The following is an 18,728-nucleotide window of genomic DNA, read 5'->3' as shown; positions in this document are numbered from 1 at the left end:
CCGCGTGGGTATGCCGTTCTGGACGCTCTGCGTCCTCTATTACAGTTCGTGGAGGACCTTCGACACGTTATCGACAAAAAAATCCACACTCTGGCGGGTGGTGCACATCGGCGGTTTGATTTTCAGGATGTTCAGGTGGTCGCCGGTCGGCTGCATGAAGATGCCCAGTTCACGCAGGCGCTCGCAGAGTTGCGCGGTTTCTTCTGTGGCAGGCTCAAGAGTCTGGCGATTGCGGATCAGCTCCACACCCAGATAAAACCCCATGCCATGCACCGCGCCCACCAGCGGATGTATATCGGTCAGTGCCTGCAGGCGCGCTTTGAAGTGGTCGCCGACACTCCGCGCGTTGTCCCACAGTTTTTCTTCCTCCATGACCTCCAGCACTGCCATGCCGATTCGGCAACTGACCGGGCTGCCGCCGGATGACGAGAAGAAATAACCCTCGGCCTCCAGCGCCTCGGCAATCTCACGACGGGTAATGACCGCGCCCAGCGGGTGGCCGTTGCCCATGCCCTTGGCCATGCTGATGATATCCGGGACCACGCCCTGCTCTTCAAAGCCCCAGAAGTAATGACCCAGGCGGCCATAGCCCACCTGCACTTCATCAGCAATGCACACGCCACCCACCGCGCGAACCTTTTGATACACCTGTTGCAGATAGCCCGCCGGCAACGAGATGCCGCCCGCATTGCCATACACCGGCTCGCAGATAAAACCCGCCACCTGGCGCTGCTGTTCGGCCAGCGCTGCCAGCACCTGATCGACACTGCGCACGTACTCCGGCGCGCTGTCTGCGCCACGAAATGGCCCGCGATAGGTGTTGGGCGCGGTGACCGGGTGCACCCAGTCGGGGCGGGTGCTGAGCGCCTGCGGGTTGTCGGCGATTGACGTGGAAATGGCATCGGTTGCCACCGACCAGCCGTGATAAGCCTCCAGCACGCTGAGCACGTCGCGCCCGCCGCTGTAGGCCCAGGCCAGCCTGATCGCCAGGTCATTGGCCTCGGTGCCGCTGTTGACCAGAAAAACCCGGTCCATTCCATCGGGCGCAAGCTTGAGCAGACGTTCGGAAAACTCGGCAATCGCTGCATAGTGAAAACGCGAGTTGGTGTTGAGCAGCGACCACTGCCGCGCCGCTTCATAAGCCATGCGCGGGTGGCCGTGGCCGAGGACCGCGACATTATTGAGCATGTCCAGATAGGAGCGGCCCTGCATGTCGATCAGGTGATTGCGCCAGCCGCGCTCGATCTGCGGCGGTGCTTGATAGTAATGTTTTTGCGAGCGGGCGAAGCTGGCATCACGGCGCGCCAGCAACTGCGCGGGGTCTGCAAGCGCCGGCGCGTCGCACTCAAAGCCGAGCAGCCTTGAAGGCGATGGGCAGAACCTGCACCAGGCGGCCGCCCAGGATGGCGTGGTGAACAGTGGCGGGCTAAGGTCTGTCGCGGTGCACAACTGCAGCAACAGCGAACCGCCGCCCTGCCCGATCAATGCGCCTGCTGACACGTGATCCGCCAACGAAGCATCCGGCAAAACGCCCCACAGCTTCAGGCTTATTGCGTCACCGACCAGCAGCAATGCCGCATCTGCCGTCAGTCGCAAAGTGCCGCTGAAGGGTGCATGCAGAGCGGTGCCGGCGGGCACGTGCAGTTCAACGTGCAAGGCGAACGTCTCGGGTTCTTTCGCGCAGTCAGGCAAGGTGCGCGACAGCCGATACTCGCCGAAACGACTGGCCGCCAAGCCATCGTCACCGGCCGCTTGCGAGAGCAGATATTCATCGATACCGCCCTGCTCCCAGTTGCCCGCAACGAAGTGCTCACTGAGCACGCCCAGATCAACCACTGTCGGCTTGAGCCCCGTCAGACCGGGCAACAGCGACTGGTAGACGGGCTGATCGACAGACGGGAGATCTACCCCTGCCGCCTGCAGAATCGCCGCTTCCATCAGGGCCATCGGCACAGAAGTCGCGACGTCGAAGATGTTCCATTCGCCAGCAAGGTTGGCCTGAATGTAAGCGTTGTCTGGCTCGACGCTGGCCTGCTGCTCGCTGCTGAGGACCAGCACCGCAGAACGCGCCACGATCAGCGGCCAGAGCGCCTGCAACTCTTCACGCTTCAGCGGATTGAGCGCGTGGTAGGCGCGAATGGCCGGCAGGATGTACAACGGATCGCCCTCGGCATGGTGCAACAGCGCCGCGCAGGTCACCGACAGGTCGGCCACTCGCCAGGTGCTCACCAGATCGCCGAAGTCGATCAACCCCTGCATTTGCCACTGGCGCTGCGAATCACGCCGCCAGACGACGTTGTGCTCGGTGATATCCAGGTGCACCGCCTGTATCGGCAGTGAAGGGATCAACGGCAACAAGCGCCGATGCGCCTGCTCGCCCGCTTCCATCACGCAGGCACGGGCGTCGGCGTCCTTGATGACGGGCAGCAGGTGCTTGATCAGCGCGTGAGCATGGCGCGGGTCCCATTGCAGGATGCGCTCCAGGCCAGGATGCTCGAAATCGGCCAGCGCCAGATCAACGCAAGCGCACAACTCGCCCAGCCCGACCACGATGTCATGGCTCAGGTGCCCGACATGCCCCAGCGACTGCCCGTCGATAAATTCCAGCAAGCGCACGTGCACCGCCTGCCCATCAACATCGACGGACAACAGCTGCTCAGTGTCATTGGCGCGTATCACGCCGGGCACACTGACTGCGCGGTGGCTGGCCAAGTGTTGCAAAGCCGCGTGCTGGGCCATCAACTCGCGGGTCGAATACGCCCCGTGGCAGATTTTCAGCACGTAACGCCGCTTGTCGGTTTCAAGCAGAAAGTTACGATCCTGCTGGCTGCCCAGCGTTTTCAGCGTGCCGCTCAGGCCGTAATGCTGCGCAAGCAGTTGCAGCGCCTCCTCAACGCTCACTTCGGGGCACGGCAGACTGGAGCGGCGGATGAGCGTGGCGAGCGGCATTGAAAAAACCTCGATCGTGTTATCAGGCCTCGGCTCGGCGAGCAGGGCTTTATAGGCAGTCGGGCGACTATAGCAATCGGGCCGATTGATTCAGGTCGAAAATCGGCAGAGTTTTATTCGTTCGAGTGCTCAGGTTTAATGACCTCATCCTGCCATACGCGCTCAAGCGCTATGCTGCACTACTTCCAGAACACACAAGAAGGTCAGTTCATGCGAATACTCGTCACTGGGGGCGCGGGCTTCATCGGCTCCGCACTGATCCGCCATCTGATAAACAACACCGAACACGACGTGCTGAACTTCGACAAATTGACCTACGCCGGCAACCTTGAGTCGTTACAGTCGATTGCGAGCAACACGCGTTATGAATTCGTGCAGGCTGACATCTGCGATCAGGCCAAGGTCAGTGCAGTGCTGGAGCGGTTCGCGCCCCAGGCGATCATGCACCTGGCGGCCGAGTCCCACGTAGACCGTTCCATTGATGGCCCTGCCGAGTTTGTGCAGACCAATATCGTCGGCACTTACAGCCTGCTGGAGGCCACGCGCGCCTACTGGTTGAAGCTGCCGGACGTCGAGCGTCAGGCGTTCCGCTTTCACCATATATCCACCGACGAAGTGTACGGCGACCTGCACGGTGTCGATGATCTGTTCACCGAAACCACGCCCTATGCGCCCAGCTCGCCTTACTCCGCGAGCAAGGCTGCGTCCGATCACCTGGTTCGCGCTTGGCATCGTACTTATGGCCTGTCGGTGGTAGTGACCAACTGTTCCAACAATTACGGGCCGTTCCACTTCCCCGAAAAGCTCATCCCGCTGGTGATTCTCAACGCGCTGGCGGGCAAGCCGCTGCCGGTATACGGCAATGGCCTGCAAGTGCGCGACTGGCTGTACGTCGAAGACCACGCGCGCGCGTTGCTCAAGGTCGTGACCGAAGGCGACGTCGGTGAGACGTACAACATCGGTGGCCATAACGAGCAGAAGAACATCGACGTGGTGCGCGGCATCTGCTCACTGCTCGACGAGCTCGCCCCGCAGCACCCGGACGGCGTGCAGCATTACAGCGACCTGATCACCTACGTGGTGGATCGACCGGGCCACGATCAGCGCTATGCCATCGATGCCAGCAAGATCGACAATGAGTTGGGCTGGACACCTGAAGAAACCTTCGAATCCGGGCTGCGCAAGACTGTGCAGTGGTACCTGGACAACCTGGATTGGTGCCGCCGGGTTCAGGACGGCAGTTATCAGGGCCAGCGACTGGGTTTTACTGATTCAAAAGACCTGATTGCCTGAGCACCGCACTTTTCGACTGGCACGCCTGAGTGCAGACTGTCGAACAGCCACCATTTATTGAAGATTGCAGGGGAAGTCACGTGAACGTAGTAGCCACACAATTGCCGGAAGTCCTGATTCTGGAACCCAAGGTATTCGGTGATGAACGAGGCTTCTTCTATGAAAGCTTCAACGCCAGGGCTTTTCAGCAAGCCACTGGCCTGACCCGGCAGTTTGTGCAGGACAACCACTCGCGCTCGCAACGAGGCGTGCTGCGCGGCCTGCATTATCAGATCGAAAACGCACAGGGTAAGCTGGTGCGCGTCACTGTCGGCAAAGTGCTGGATGTGGCGGTGGACATCCGCCGCAGTTCGCCGAACTTCGGGCAGTGGGTAGGCGTCGAGCTGTCCGCTGAAAACGCCCGTCAGTTGTGGGTTCCGGAAGGTTTTGCGCATGGTTTCGTGGTGCTCAGCGAGCATGCCGAGTTCCTTTACAAGACCACCGACTACTACACGCCTTCGGCCGAGCGCTGTATCGCCTGGAACGACCCGGACCTGGCGATCGACTGGCAGTTCGACGGTGAGCCCAGCCTGTCAGCCAAGGATCAGCAAGGCAAAAGCCTGAAAGAGGCCGATCTGTTTTCCTGAGCCGATGACCGCAGGCACCGTGGCGCAATGTCGGGGTGCCTGACACGTCGGCGGCGGGCATAATACGCGCCTGATGCCCACGTCAGGATCGACCGGGTGTTTCTGTTGCCTGCACCGGCCTTCTCGCCGGCAGGCATCGTCAATCACTCGGCGACGGCCAATCGATGACCATGACTCCCGCTCTGCCGCCCCGCCCACGCTGGCGCAGCCTTGCCCTGCTGGCGCTGTGCCTGGCGCCGTTACTGTGGCCGCTGGAGCATCTGGCCGAGCGTTATTACCGCAGCGTATTGGCCAATCAGAATCGCCAGACTCTGGACCTGTACGTCGCCAACCTGCTCGGCACCCTGCACCGCTACGAAACCCTGCCGCAGATTCTCGGCGACCTGCCTGCCTTGCGCGGCGCACTGGTTGCACCGCATGACAGCGAGACGCTGAAAAACGCCAATCGCCTGCTCAGCGACATAACGCGCCAGACCGGTGCCGACGTCATGTACCTGATGGACGCCAACGGCCTGACCCTGGCGGCGTCAAATTCGCAGCAGAAAGACAGCTTCATTGGCCGCAACTTCTCGTTTCGTCCTTACTTCATCGATGCGCTGGCGGGCAGAACCGGGCGTTTCTTCGGCTTGGGCACCACCTCGGCCAAGCGGGGCTACTTCTTCGCCGGGCCGGTACGCGATGGCGAGCGGGTGATCGGCGTGCTGGTGGTCAAGGTCGATCTGGACCACACCGAAACCCTGTGGGGCAAGACCCCCGAGCAACTGTTACTGACCGATCAGAGTGGCGTGGTGATTCTCACCTCCAACCCGGAATGGCGGTTTCGGGCGACCCGCGACCTGACCGATGACGAGAAAAAGGCCATCGTGGCGATCCAGTCCTACCCAACCCGCGATCCGCGCCCGTTGAAGATTGATGAGCACGCCTGGCTGACCCAGACCCAGGCTATCGAGGAGACCGGCTGGAACGTGAATATCCTGGCGCCCCGCGCACTGGTTGATCGTCAGGTGCGCACGGTGGTGGCGATTGGCGGCGCGGCGCTGCTGGTATTGATGCTGCTGCTGGGCTTGATGATGCAGCGTCGTCGTCACTACCTGGACCGCATCGCCTTCGAGGCCAAGGCGCGGCGCGAGCTGGAAATGCGCGTGATCGAGCGCACCAGCGACCTTGAAGGCCTCAACAGCCGACTGCGTCAGGAAGTGCTGGAGCGTGAACAGGCGCAGCAGGAACTGGTGCAGGCTCAGGACGAACTGGTCCAGACCAGCAAACTGACCGCGCTGGGTACCATGTCGGCGAGCATCAGCCACGAATTGAATCAGCCGTTGGCCGCGATCCGCAGTTATGCGGAGAACGCCGAAGTGCTGCTCGATCATCAGCGTACCGAAGAGGCGCGCGGCAACCTCAAGCTGATCAGCGAGCTGACCGGGCGCATGGCCTCGATCATCGCGCATTTGCGCGCCTTCGCCCGCCGCGACCGTCACGCGCCTGAAAGTGTCGCGCTGCAACCGGCGCTGGATGACGCGCTGGCATTGCTGACCAAGCGCCGTCGCGCCATGGAAGTCGAACTGATCCGTGACCTGCCCGACGCGACGCTGTGGGTGCAGGCCGGTGAGACGCGTCTGCGTCAGGTGCTCGGCAATCTGCTGGCCAACGCGCTGGACGCCCTCACCGAAAAAGGCCCGCCGCGCAGGCTGTGGATAAGTGCCGAGCAAACCGCCGAGGGCGTCAACCTGTACATTCGTGACAACGGCCCCGGCTTTTCTCAGGAAGCACTGGCGCGGGCCCGCGAGCCATTCTTCACCACCAAGACCCGCACCCAGGGCCTTGGGCTTGGGCTGGCGATCTGCGACACGCTGATGCGCGCGCTGGGCGGCGAGTTACTGTTCGCCAACCACCCGAGCGGCGGCGCAGTGCTGACCCTGCGCCTGCGTGCCGGCGCTTCCGGGGCCAATCTTCAACCGCCAGAGGACCTTTCCGCATGAGTTCGGAAACAGCCATCGACAGCCAGATTCAAGTGGTGCTGATCGACGACGATTCGCACCTGCGCCAGGCCTTGCGCCAGACGCTGGACCTGGCCGGTCTGAACGTTTTGTCGCTGCCCGAGGCCTCGGGCCTTGCCGAACGCATAGGCCGCGACTGGCCGGGCGTGGTGGTCAGCGATATTCGTATGCAGGGCATGGATGGCCTGGAACTGCTCGACCAATTGCACGAGCAAGACCCCGACCTGCCGGTGCTGCTGATCACCGGTCACGGAGACGTGCCGCTGGCGGTGAAAGCAATGCGCGCGGGGGCTTATGACTTTCTGGAAAAACCCTTTGCCAGCGACGCCATGCTCGACAGCGTGCGCCGGGCTCTGGCGCTGCGTCGTCTGGTGCTGGATAACCGCAGCCTGCGTCTGGCCTTGAGCGATCGCCAGCAATTGAGCACCCGGCTGATCGGCCAGTCGCCGTCGATATTGCGTCTGCGCGAACAAATCGGCGCCCTGGCCGGAACGCGCGCCGATGTGTTGATTCTGGGCGAAACCGGTGCGGGCAAAGAAGTCGTCGCCCGTGCCCTGCATGATCTGTCCAACCGCCGCAACGGCCCGTTCGTGGCGATCAACGCCGGGGCGCTGGCCGAATCGGTAGTCGAAAGCGAGCTGTTCGGTCATGAGCCCGGTGCGTTTACCGGCGCGCAGAAGCGGCGCATCGGTAAGTTCGAGTTTGCCAATGGCGGCACGCTGTTCCTCGATGAAATCGAAAGCATGAGTATGGACGTGCAGGTCAAGCTGCTGCGCCTGTTGCAAGAGCGCGTGGTGGAGCGGATGGGCAGCAATCAGCAGATCCCGCTGGATATCCGCATCATCGCCGCCACCAAGGAAGACCTGCGCCAGGCGGCGGATCAGGGCCGTTTCCGGGCTGACTTGTATTACCGGCTGAACGTGGCCTCGCTGCGTATCCCGCCATTGCGCGAGCGTGGCGAAGATGCGCTGATGCTGTTCGAGTATTACGCCGACGCGGCCAGCATGCGTCACGGTATTCCCCAGCACGAACTCAAGCCGGGCCAGCGGGCGCTGTTGTTGCGCCATAACTGGCCGGGCAATGTGCGCGAACTGCAAAACGCCGCCGAACGTTTTGCGCTGGGCCTGGAACTGGAGCTGGAAGGCGGCGACGCCGAGCAGGCGCCACCGCCGGGCGGGGGGTTGAGTGATCAGGTGGAAAGTTTCGAGCGGGCCTTGATCGCCGCCGAGCTGGCTCGCCCACACAGCTCGGTGCGCAGCCTGGCCGAAGCGCTGGGTGTGCCGCGCAAAACCCTGCACGACAAACTGCGCAAACACGGCCTGACGTTTGGCGACAGCGGTGGAGCGTCCGATGACAACGATTGAGCCCAAGGATGACCTGGCGGCCCGCGAACTGGAGCGGGTGCTGCACCGCGACATTCCGCTGACCCGCGACATGGGCATGCGCGTGATCGACTGGCACAAGCACACGCTGCGCCTGCATGTGCCGCTGGCCCCCAACGTCAACCACAAGAGCACGCTGTTCGGCGGCAGCCTGTACTGCGGCGCAGTGCTGGCCGGCTGGGGCTGGTTACACCTGAGGCTGCACGAAGTGGGCATCACCGATGGGCATATCGTGATTCAGGACGGACAGATCAGTTATCCGCTGCCGGTGCGCAGCGACGCGATTGCTCGCTGCGATACGCCGGAGGTCGCGCAGTGGGAAAAATTCCTCACCACCTACCAACGCCGAGGCCGCGCGCGCCTGACCTTGCACACCTGCATTACCGCGCAGGACAGTGACGAACAGGCCGTGCGGTTTGTCGGGCAGTTTGTGTTGCATCGGTGAAGCTTGTGCGCAGTGGATTCACTGGTCTCAGCGTTGTAAGTAGGCCTGTGTGCGAACCGGGCGACGCTTCGCTTGTGTGGGAGCGGACTTGTCCGCGAACTGCCGGGAACCGGCAGTAAACTCGGCCGCCTCGGTGTGCCAGACACAGCCAAGGTGACCGGTTTCAGGGCCGCTTCGCAGCCCATCGCGAACAAGTTCGCTCCTACGCCCGCCGGGCAGAAGCCTTGAAGCCCGCCTTCAGGACTGTGCCAATACCAGCAGTTTGTCGCGCCAGGCGGCGTTGGCGGGCAGGGCCAGGAAGAACGGGTTGAGCAGCGATTCGCGTGCCGGGTAGCTGAACGGCTGGCCGTCCAGTTGCAGGACCGCGCCACCCGCGCCCTCGAGTACGCCTTGCGACGCAGCGGTGTCCCATTGCGAGGTCGGGGCAAGCCTTGGGTAGCAATCGGCAGCGCCTTCGGCCAGCAGGCAGAATTTCAGCGAACTGCCGATATTGGTCAGTTGCAAAGGCCCTAGCCCGTTCGCCAGACCGGCCAGCAGGTGTTCCTGCTCCGGGCTGGTGTGGCGACGGCTGGCGACCACGGTGAAGGTTTGCCCTGCACCCGGCTGATTGCGCACGGCAATCGGCTCGACGTGATCGGTATCATCGCTGCGCCACGCACCCAGCCCTGCACCGCCGAAGTAGCAGCGGTTATTGGTCGGCATCGACACCACACCGAACACCACCCGACCATGCTCGATCAGCGCAACGTTGACGGTGAACTCTTCACTCCCCGAAATGAACTCCTTGGTACCGTCCAGCGGGTCGACCAGCCACCAGCGCTCCCAGCTCGCACGCTCGCTGAGCGGGATGTCGGCGTCTTCTTCAGAGAGCACATGAATACCGGGATCGAGCGCCTGCAAGCCTTCGACCAGTACCTGGTGCGCGGCCAGATCGGCGGCGGTCACTGGCGAATCATCCGTCTTGGTGGTCACCGTGACGTTGGCGCGCCAGAACGGCAGGATCACTTCCCCCGCCAGTCGTGCCAGCTCTATTACCGGGGCGAGCAGTGGGTGTGGCAGGTTTTGCAAGGCATCGGTCATGGCTGGAACAGTCCACGCTGGGTCAGCAGGTCACGGGTGAGGTACAGCGCGGCAAGTGCACGGCCTTCGCTGAACTGGGCATTCTGCGCCAGACTCGACAGCTCGCGCAGGTTGATCCGGTCAACCCGAATCGGCTCGGGCTCGTCGCCCTCCAGCCGCTCCTCGTAAAGGTCGGTGGCCAATACCACCTGAATCTTCTGGCTCATGTAACCGGGAGAGAGTGACAGTTCGGTCAGCAATTCCAGAGTGTGCGCCCCAAAACCGGCTTCTTCCTTGAGCTCGCGGTTGGCGGCCTCAAGCACGTCTTCGCCCGGCTCGATCAGGCCCTTGGGCAAGGACAGCTCGTAGGCATCGGTGCCGCCGCAATATTCTTCGATCAATACCGCGTGGTCGGCATCGAGCATGGCCACGATCATCACGGCACCGGGGCCCGTGCCTCGGCTGGCCAGACGCTCATAGGTCCGCTCGACGCCGTTGGCAAAGCGCAATTGCAGCTCTTCAACGCGGAACAGACGACTGCTGGCGACAATTGCGCGGGCAAGTACGGTAGGTTTCTGACGCATGACAGGCTCCTTTACATGAACGAGGTACTATACCGAGCTTTTCCCGATGTCTGTGTCGGATATGCTTGACCCGACACCAACCCCCTGACGAGGCCAGAATGCTTTCCATGCCCTGGAGCGAAATCGATACCGTCCTGCTGGATATGGACGGCACGTTGCTCGACCTGCATTACGACGAACACTTCTGGATGCAACACCTGCCGCAGCGCTATGCCGAACTTCACGGCATCAGTTTCGCGATGGCCTGGCTGGAATTGAAGCCGCTGTTTGAAAACAATGCAGGCACGCTGAACTGGTACTGCCTGGATTTCTGGAGCACCGAGCTTAAACTGTCAGTTCGCGACCTGAAACGGGAAATTGCGCACATGATTGCGCTACGCCCGGACGCCGAAACCTTTCTGGCGGCCATCAAGCAAGCCGGCAAGCGGGTGATCATGATCACCAATGCGCACCGCGACTCGTTGTCGCTGAAGATGGAGCGCATCGAGCTGGCACCTTATTTCGAGCGCCTGATCAGTTCCCACGATTACGGCTTCCCCAAGGAGAGCCAGCATTTCTGGGACGCTTTGCAGGCCGAAATCGCGTTTGATCCGGCGCGCAGCCTGTTCATCGACGACACCCTGCCGATCCTGCGCAGCGCGCGCCACTTCGGCGTCGCTCACTTGTTGGCCGTCAGCCAGCCCAACAGCCAGAAAGGCCCGAAAGACACCGAAGAGTTTGCCGCCGTGGGCGACTACCGTGAGTTGATCAAGGGTTTGTAACCCTGATACGTGCCCCTTTTAAAACGGCGGGCACGTTCTTCAGATCACGTCTCTGATTACTTCGGAATGCGAAGCTTCTGACCCGGATAGATCCTGTTTACGTCCTTGAGCATCGGCTTGTTGGCTTCAAAGATTTTCTGGTACTGATTGGCATCGCCGTACACGCGCGTGGAAATAGCGCTGAGGGTGTCGCCCGACTTCACTTCGACGTATTCGGACTCGGCAGTCTCGCCGCCCGCAACAGTCATTTGGTCGTCGACTTTATCCACGCCATGAATATTGCCCAGCGTCACGACAATCTTTTCCCTTTCCTCCTGATTGGCGACCTGGCCTTTGACGATGACAGTGCCGCCGTTGACTTCGGTCTGCACATTGGGATTGCCCAGACCCACCTCGGAAATATGCTTTTTCAATACTTCGTCTGCGTTCGCATGGTCTGGCGTCAGTGCGTGCAGAATTTTATCGCCGGTTTCTTTGATAAAACTGATCAGGCCCATTCTCTAGATCTCCCATAGTGTGGTTCAAGGAATGTCGCTATAACTGTAGCCCTTATAAGTCAAGGGCTGCAGGCTTCCGACCAACGTTGCTCGACCATCGTTCAGCCTGAAAGCGTAGAATCGGCTGCCTGGACGGCCTACCGGAGTGCACATGGACATCAAGCAACTTAAATTTCTGATCGCCCTTGATGAAACAAGGCACTTTGGTCAGGCGGCTGCGCGCTGCAACATCACTCAGCCGACCTTGTCGATGCGCCTGCGCAATCTGGAAGAAGAGCTTGGCTTGCCGCTGGTCAACCGGGGCCAGCGTTTTGAAGGCTTCACCGCGCCGGGCGAACGCGTACTGGCCTGGGCACGCACTGTGCTGGCTGCCTACGACGGCTTGCAGGCTGAAGCCGCTGCCTGCCGGGGGCATCTGGTCGGTACGCTGCGTCTGGGCGTGGTGCCCATGTCGAGTTTCGATCCGTTGCCATTGCTGCATCGCCTGCATCAGTTGCACCCCAACCTGCGCTTTGAGCTGTCGTCACTCAGTTCCGAACAGGTTCTGGAGCAACTGGCGAGCAACCGCATCGATCTGGGCGTCTCGTACCTGGAACGCCTGGACAACGAGCGCTTTGACTCGTTGACCCTGGACGAAACGCGCATGGGGCTACTGTATGACCGTCGGCACTTCACGTTTGGTGACGCGCCGTTGAGCTGGGCGGATCTGGTCGAATTGCCGCTGGGCACACTGACCAGCGGCATGCATTTTCGCCAATCGATCGATCACAACTTCCACAGTCGCGGCTTGCAACCCAATCCGCTGATCCAGACCGATGCCGTTCATCAGTTACTGCAGGCTGTTCATGGCGGTTTTTGTTGCGCGATCATGCCGCTGGACGGCGGCCTGGAAACGCTTACCGAACATTTGCACCTGCACCCGATTGCCGACGCCCGCACATTGGCCCGGCTGGGCTTGATCATGCGCCGCAGCGCACCGCGCTCAGCACTGGCCGAAGCCTGCTTTGCGCTGGTGGCCGAGATCCCGCGATGAAACGCTGATCGACGTCATCTATCGACACATCAGCACTAGCGATTAGACGATACCCGGGAAGACGCCTAACCTGTAGATGTCAATCTGCCGGTATCTCAGCCCATGCACGTCACGCGCAAGGTCAGCTCGGTGCCCGTTTCCGCGCCAGCCCCCGAAGCAAGCCAGAATTACAGCTACTCGAATCTCGAGGGGCAGGATTGTGCACGCAACGCGCTTGCCGAAGAAGTGGCACTGGCCATTGCCTACAACGGCATCAGCCAGGCGGTCATGCTGGTCAGCCCGACCGATCTTGAAGACTTTATCGTCGGTTTCAGCCTGGGCAGCGGCATCATTGCCTCGCGCGATGAAATCTACGATTTCAAGCTCAGTGGCTGTGGTTCGGCGATGCAGGCTGAGGTCGAAATCGCCAGCCGGGCCTTCTGGGACCTAAAACAGCAGCGGCGACAACTGGCCGGCACCAGCGGCTGCGGGTTGTGCGGCGTCGAAGCGGTCGAGCAGGCGCTGCCGGAATTGAATGTATTGCCCGGCGCACCTCTGCCGCCGATTGAATGGCTGGAAGGCCTGCGCCAACGCATCGGCGAATTCCAGCCGCTTGGCCGCCACTGTGGCGCGGTGCATGCCGCAGTGTTCATGGACAACACCGGTCGGTTGCTGCTGGGCCGCGAAGACATCGGCCGCCACAACGCGCTGGACAAGCTGATCGGCGCGCTTATCCGCCAGGACATTCCCGTGACCGGCGGCGTTGCGATTGTGACCAGCCGCTGCAGCCTGGAACTGATTCAGAAAGTATTGCGCGCCGGCATTCAGACCTTGGTCAGTCTGTCCTCGCCCACCGGACTTGCCCTGCAATGGGCTCGCCGTCACAACCTCAATTTAATCCACCTGCCGCAGCACAGTGCGCCGCGGGTTTATAGCCCTGCGATGGAGATTCAAGCGTGAGCACTCATCATCAAGCCGACAAGACACCTACACCCCGCTATAAGCCCTACAAAGGTGCGGCGGGCGGCTGGGGCGCACTGATCAGCGTGACGCAGGCCTGGCTGGGCAGCGACAACGCGCTGAAGAACCTGCGCATGATGCTCAAGACCAATCAGAACGGCGGCTTCGATTGCCCAGGCTGCGCGTGGGGCGACTCGCCGGAAAGCGGCATGGTCAAGTTCTGCGAGAACGGTGCCAAGGCGGTCAACTGGGAAGCCACCAAACGCCGCGTCGATGCGGGTTTCTTCGCACGCTACAGCGTCAGCGCGCTGCTGGAACAGAGCGATTACTGGCTTGAGTATCAGGGCCGTCTGACCGAGCCGATGGCTTACGACGCAGAAACCGACCGTTACAAACCCATCAGTTGGGACGGCGCGTTTGCGCTGATCGCCAAGCACCTGAAGAACCTGCCCAGCCCGAACATGGCCGAGTTCTACACCTCGGGTCGTGCGAGCAACGAAGCGGCGTACCTGTATCAACTGTTTGTGCGCGCCTACGGGACCAACAACTTCCCGGACTGCTCGAACATGTGCCACGAGGCCAGCGGCGTTGCGTTGTCACAAAGTGTCGGCGTGGGCAAAGGCACCGTGACCTTTGAAGATTTCGAACACGCCGACGCCATTTTCGTCCTCGGCCAGAACCCCGGCACCAACCACCCGCGCATGCTTGAGCCGCTGCGTGAAGCGGTACAGCGTGGCGCGCAGGTGGTGTGCGTCAACCCGCTGAAAGAGCGTGGGCTTGAGCGTTTCCAACATCCGCAACACCCGGTCGAGATGCTCACCAATGGTGACCGTCCGACCAACACGGCCTACTTCCGACCTGCGCTGGGCGGCGACATGGCGCTGTTGCGCGGTATGGCCAAGTTCCTGCTGCAGTGGGAGCGTGATGCACAGCTGGCCAATGAACCGTCGGTTTTTGATCACGCGTTCCTCAATGAACACACCGAAGGCGTTCTCGAATACCTGGCGGCCATCGATGACACGTCCTGGGACGGGATTGTCGAGCAGTCCGGCCTGACCCTGGCTGACATCGAGCAATCGGCGCGCATGTACGCCAAGGGCAAGAACGTCATCATGTGCTGGGCGATGGGTATTACCCAGCACCGCCACTCGGTCGCGACCATTCAGGAAATCGCCAACCTGATGCTGCTGCGCGGCAACATTGGCCGTCCGGGTGCGGGCCTTTGCCCGGTCCGTGGCCACAGTAACGTGCAGGGCGACCGCACCATGGGCATCAACGAGCGCCCACCAGTGTTCTTCCTGGATGCACTGGAAAAACGCTTCCAGTTCAAAGTGCCGCGCGACAATGGCCACAACGTGGTCGAAGCCATTCATGCCATGGCCGAAGGCCGCGCCAAGGTGTTTATCGCGCTGGGTGGCAACTTCGCCCAGGCGACGCCGGACAGCCATCGCACTGCAGAGGCGCTGAGCAGTTGCGATCTGACGGTACAGATCAGCACCAAACTCAACCGTAGCCACCTGTTCCACGGCAAAGACGCGTTGATTCTGCCGTGCTTCGGTCGCACCGACATCGACATTCAGGCCAACGGCCCGCAAGCGGTCACCGTAGAAGACTCGTTCAGCATGGTGCATGCGTCCAACGGCCAGTTGCAGCCGTCGTCGAAGCAGATGCGTTCGGAGCCAGCGATCATTGCCGGCATTGCCAATGCCACACTGGGCAAAACGCCTGTGGACTGGCTGTGGCTGGTTGAAGACTACGACCGTATTCGCGACCTGATCGCCGACACCATTCCAGGCTTCAAGGACTTCAATGAGCGCGTCAAGAACCCAGGCGGCTTCTACCTGGGTAACGCAGCCGGTTCCCGTCGCTGGAACACGGCCTCGACTCGCGCCAACTTCAAGTCCAATGCGCTGCCGCTGAGCCTGATTCATGAGGACATCAGTTCGACCGGGCAGATACCAGACTTGATCATGCAGTCGATGCGCTCCCACGATCAGTACAACACCACCATTTATGGCCTGGATGACCGTTATCGCGGCGTGAAAGGTCAGCGTGACGTGCTGTTCGTCAACGAAGCGGACATCATTCGTCTTGGCTTCCAGCCAGGTCAGAAAGCTGACTTGATCTCGATCTGGAGCGACAACCGCGAGCGTCGCGTCAAAGGCTTCACGCTGTTGCCGTTCGATATTCCGGCGGGCCAGGCTGCGGCTTACTACCCGGAGGTCAACCCGCTGGTGCCACTGGAAAGCGTCGGCGCTGGCAGCAGCACGCCAACATCCAAGTTCGTGGCCATTCGCCTTGAGCGTTCGGCCGAGTCGGCGCGGATTATCTAAACCGGTAAAAAACGCCCATAAAAAAGGCCCGTCTCTCTCGAAACGGGCCTTTCACAAGTAACCTGAGACTGCCTTTCCCGACTTAAGTTCCTTAGCTAAAACAATAACTTAGCAAGTTGTGCTGCAATCGTGTTACTCGTCGGATTTACATTGCTACGTTCTTCACTTGACATCAAGATCCCGCCGTCATCCCTATGAGATTCCATACATGAAGTATTCCTCGATACTGTTGTTGTCTCTTACCTTGATCAGCGGCGCCGCCTCGGCAGGCAACCTTGAGTCAGGCGTAGGCGGAGCATTGGGTGGGGTACTCGGCTCGGTCGTCGGTCAGCAGATCGGCGGCAGCACCGGTTCTGCGATTGGCGCAGGCGTAGGTGGCGCAGCGGGCGGTGCGGTCGGTGCAGACCGTCGCAACCGCACAGAAGCCGCCATTGGCGGTGGCCTGGGCGCAGCGGGCGGTAACGTGTTGGGCCGCAGCGTTGGCGGCAACACCGGGAGCCTGGTTGGTTCAGCAGTCGGTGGCGGCGGTGGCGCCGCACTGGGTAACTACATGGGCAACGAAAGCCGTAGCGATGATCGTCGCTATCGCGGCGACCGTGATGATCGCCGTGAGTACCGTGGTCATGGCAAACGCAACAAGCACTACGGACATCGCCGTCACGGTCGCGATTGATCTGATCGCTATCGACTGAGGTATCAAAACCGGCCGCTTTCGAGCGGCCGGTTTTCGTTCAGAGCATCCCCTGCACCCACGCCCTGACCTGCGCATACGGATAGTCCTCCAGCAAGGCAAAACCGCTGGTGGCGCGGGCTTTGAGTTTGGTGAACAGCGGTACGCTGATGCCGCACAAAAAACGGGTCAGGCATTCGGCGCTGGGTGGCTGGCCGGTGTAGTCCCGATGCTTGTGGATAAACTCGCCACACAGCTGCTGAAAGTCCCGGCTCTGCAGCGGCTCAAGCTCGGGCGGTTCGGGCAGGTGGGCGATCTGGCCGTGGCAGACCGAGCAATGGCCGCATTGCGCGGGCGCGTTGTCATCGCCGAAGTAGCGTGCCAGCCGATGAGTCAGGCACCGATCGCTGGAGAACACTTCAAGCATTGCATGAATGCGCGCGACTTCCGTGGCCTCGTGGTGGGCAAAGTAGTCGTGCAGCTCAGTGCTCAAGGCCTGCGGGTCAAAATCGCTGCGCAGCAGGCTGTACACCTCGGTCGTCTGTTTGCTTTCAAGCTCGATCCAGCCCTTTTCCTGAAAGTAGTCCAGCGCCTTGACCACCCGCCCACGTTCAGCACCGTATTGCTGGTACATGGCGTCGAAATTGACCGTCGCCCAGGTCCGCGCCCGGCTGGAGGTGTCGATCAGCGCCTGGACGAACTCACGCCGCTCGCCTTCAAAGCGTGCCATCAGGTCGTGCGGCTGGAGCATGAACTTGAAACGGTACTCGGCGAAGTAGGAATAACGTGACGCGATGAGCCCGCGCAGCTCAAGTTGCACCAGCAATGTTTTCAGCGGCAGTTGGCGAATGTTGCCAAGATCGCCCAGCGGCCCGAGCAGAAACTCCCATTGACCGTCGTTGCGCGCGCCGAGCAGGTCTTCCAGCACACGCGCAATCCCCTCGCGCTCTGGCGTGTCGCCGTACACAAAGTTTTCCAGCACGTTGAGGCTGTCGCGATTGGCCAGTACCAGGCAATCGGAAGCGGCACCGTCGCGCCCTGCCCGCCCGATTTCCTGGCTGTAGTTCTCGATGGATTTGGGCAGGTCGAAATGCACCACGTTGCGAATGTCGCTCTTGTCGATGCCCATCCCGAACGCGATGGTTGCCACGATACAATTGAGGCTGCCGCCCATGAAACGCTTCTGGATGGACTCGCGCTGATCGTTGGGCAGCCCGGCGTGGTAGGCGCTGGCAGGCAGACCGTTCTGTTCAAGGTGCGCGGCGATGTATTCGGCGGTTTTTTGCAGGGTCACGTAGACAATCGTCGGCTGCCCCTGCCGCTCATTGAGCCACTCGACCAAGCGCCGCCTCTTGTCACGCCCGCTGACCGGCTCGACCCACAGGTGCAGATTGGCGCGGTAGAAACCGGTGGTGATCACATCTTCCGGGGCGATGGCAAACTTGTCCTGCATGTCGATAATGACCTGCGGCGTTGCGGTCGCCGTCAGCAGCAGGGCTTGAGGGATGTTGAATTCACGCTGGTAGTCCGGCAGTTTGAGGTAGTCGGGCCGAAAGTTGTGCCCCCACTCCGAGATACAGTGCGCTTCATCGACAACCAACAGCGAAATCGGCACCTGAGCGATGAAGTTACGGAAGCGCTCATTCTTGAGCCGTTCGACCGAGATCATCAGGATTTTCAGCTCGCCGGAACGCGCCCTGGCCATGACGTCCGCGACATCATCCCGGCTCTGCGCCGAATCGATGCTCGCCGCTGAAATGCCATGCCGATGCAGAAAGGCAAGCTGATCCTGAATCAGCGCCAGCAATGGTGAAACCACCAGCGTCAAATGCGGCAACATCAACGCAGGCAATTGGTAACATAGCGACTTGCCTGAGCCGGTCGGAAAGATCGCCGCAGCCGAGCGCCCGGCCAGCACGGCACTGATTGCAGCCTCCTGGCCCGGCCGGAACTGCGTGTAACCAAAAACCTGCTCGAGACGCTGGTGCATGTACGGTCCTTTCATAGCCAATCAAAACGGCCCCAACCTTAGGCTCCGTACGAAAAGTCGGCGAGCGAAGGTCAGGCAAGGCAAAAACAGGCGAGGAAGCGGAGTCTACGGGTTGTAAATGAGCATTCCGAGCCTGTTTTTAACGCAGCATCACCGAGCGCAGCCACTTT

At 61.1% G+C, this 18,728-nt stretch carries 15 protein-coding genes; 10 read left to right on the top strand and 5 right to left on the bottom strand.

All coding sequences use genetic code 11. The annotated features are described in order from the left end of the window. Positions 1-39 precede the first annotated feature (39 nt). Positions 40-2,949 carry an aminotransferase gene (locus DW49_RS0110205; RefSeq protein WP_024421236.1) on the bottom strand — a complete coding sequence of 970 codons (2,910 nt, stop codon included), beginning with the start codon at positions 2,947-2,949 and terminating at the stop codon, positions 40-42. Positions 2,950-3,159: 210 nt separating this feature from the next. Here DW49_RS0110205 and rfbB point away from each other — a divergent pair, with 210 nt between their 5' ends. From rfbB to DW49_RS0110180, 5 genes are all read left to right on the top strand, one after another. Further along, positions 3,160-4,242, top strand: coding sequence for a dTDP-glucose 4,6-dehydratase (rfbB, locus tag DW49_RS0110200; RefSeq protein WP_024421235.1), 1,083 nt, complete (start codon positions 3,160-3,162; stop codon positions 4,240-4,242). Between the two features lie 80 nt (positions 4,243-4,322). Then, on the top strand, positions 4,323-4,868 hold the full coding sequence (gene rfbC, locus DW49_RS0110195; protein WP_005621718.1) for a dTDP-4-dehydrorhamnose 3,5-epimerase: 546 nt from the start codon (positions 4,323-4,325) through the stop codon (positions 4,866-4,868). Between the two features lie 170 nt (positions 4,869-5,038). Beyond that, positions 5,039-6,847 carry a sensor histidine kinase gene (locus tag DW49_RS0110190; protein ID WP_032616944.1) on the top strand — a complete coding sequence of 603 codons (1,809 nt, stop codon included), beginning with the start codon at positions 5,039-5,041 and terminating at the stop codon, positions 6,845-6,847. Further along, a complete protein-coding gene (locus DW49_RS0110185) occupies positions 6,844-8,229 on the top strand; it encodes a sigma-54-dependent transcriptional regulator (RefSeq protein WP_005737237.1) in 1,386 nt (461 codons plus the stop codon). Before DW49_RS0110190 ends, DW49_RS0110185 begins: the two co-directional genes overlap by 4 nt. Then, positions 8,216-8,692, top strand: coding sequence for a YiiD C-terminal domain-containing protein (locus DW49_RS0110180; RefSeq protein WP_005621727.1), 477 nt, complete (start codon positions 8,216-8,218; stop codon positions 8,690-8,692). Before DW49_RS0110185 ends, DW49_RS0110180 begins: the two co-directional genes overlap by 14 nt. A 237-nt stretch (positions 8,693-8,929) precedes the next feature. Here DW49_RS0110180 and cysQ read toward each other — a convergent pair whose 3' ends face one another. After that, positions 8,930-9,772, bottom strand: coding sequence for a 3'(2'),5'-bisphosphate nucleotidase CysQ (gene cysQ, locus DW49_RS0110175; RefSeq protein ID WP_005621729.1), 843 nt, complete (start codon positions 9,770-9,772; stop codon positions 8,930-8,932). Beyond that, the gene (gene nudE / locus DW49_RS0110170) at positions 9,769-10,335 is read right to left on the bottom strand and encodes an ADP compounds hydrolase NudE (RefSeq protein WP_005621731.1); all 567 of its coding nucleotides are present in this window, start codon (positions 10,333-10,335) and stop codon (positions 9,769-9,771) included. The genes cysQ and nudE overlap by 4 nt, the downstream gene beginning before the upstream one ends. A gap of 98 nt (positions 10,336-10,433) precedes the next feature. Between nudE and yrfG the strand changes: the two genes are divergently transcribed. Continuing rightward, complete coding sequence (gene yrfG / locus DW49_RS0110165; RefSeq protein WP_005621733.1) at positions 10,434-11,096, top strand: GMP/IMP nucleotidase; 663 nt, start codon at positions 10,434-10,436, stop codon at positions 11,094-11,096. 56 nt (positions 11,097-11,152) lie between these two features. Here the strand turns inward: yrfG and lysM are convergent, their stop codons facing one another. Further along, a complete protein-coding gene (gene lysM / locus DW49_RS0110160) occupies positions 11,153-11,593 on the bottom strand; it encodes a peptidoglycan-binding protein LysM (RefSeq protein WP_005621735.1) in 441 nt (146 codons plus the stop codon). A 151-nt stretch (positions 11,594-11,744) separates the two neighbouring features. Between lysM and DW49_RS0110155 the strand changes: the two genes are divergently transcribed. The 4 genes from DW49_RS0110155 (at position 11,745) to DW49_RS0110140 (ending at position 16,571) form a co-directional block, all read left to right on the top strand. Continuing rightward, on the top strand, positions 11,745-12,626 hold the full coding sequence (locus DW49_RS0110155; RefSeq protein ID WP_003380787.1) for a LysR family transcriptional regulator: 882 nt from the start codon (positions 11,745-11,747) through the stop codon (positions 12,624-12,626). A 102-nt stretch (positions 12,627-12,728) separates the two neighbouring features. Continuing rightward, positions 12,729-13,565 (top strand): formate dehydrogenase accessory sulfurtransferase FdhD, encoded by an 837-nt coding sequence (fdhD, locus tag DW49_RS0110150; protein ID WP_005621737.1) that lies wholly within the window; start codon positions 12,729-12,731, stop codon positions 13,563-13,565. Further along, positions 13,562-15,898 (top strand): FdhF/YdeP family oxidoreductase, encoded by a 2,337-nt coding sequence (locus DW49_RS0110145; protein ID WP_005621740.1) that lies wholly within the window; start codon positions 13,562-13,564, stop codon positions 15,896-15,898. Before fdhD ends, DW49_RS0110145 begins: the two co-directional genes overlap by 4 nt. Positions 15,899-16,106: 208 nt before the next feature. Then, positions 16,107-16,571 (top strand): glycine zipper domain-containing protein, encoded by a 465-nt coding sequence (locus DW49_RS0110140; protein ID WP_005621742.1) that lies wholly within the window; start codon positions 16,107-16,109, stop codon positions 16,569-16,571. A gap of 58 nt (positions 16,572-16,629) precedes the next feature. On the opposite strand, the gene DW49_RS0110135 is transcribed toward DW49_RS0110140, so the two are convergent. Beyond that, positions 16,630-18,558 (bottom strand): RecQ family ATP-dependent DNA helicase, encoded by a 1,929-nt coding sequence (locus DW49_RS0110135; protein WP_005621744.1) that lies wholly within the window; start codon positions 18,556-18,558, stop codon positions 16,630-16,632. Positions 18,559-18,728: the final 170 nt, after the last annotated feature.

Source organism: Pseudomonas avellanae BPIC 631 (genome assembly GCF_000444135.1).
GTDB classification, from domain to species: domain Bacteria; phylum Pseudomonadota; class Gammaproteobacteria; order Pseudomonadales; family Pseudomonadaceae; genus Aquipseudomonas; species Aquipseudomonas avellanae.
The sequence above is the reverse complement of the archived record's forward strand: the minus strand, read 5'-3'. Positions and strand labels throughout refer to the sequence as shown.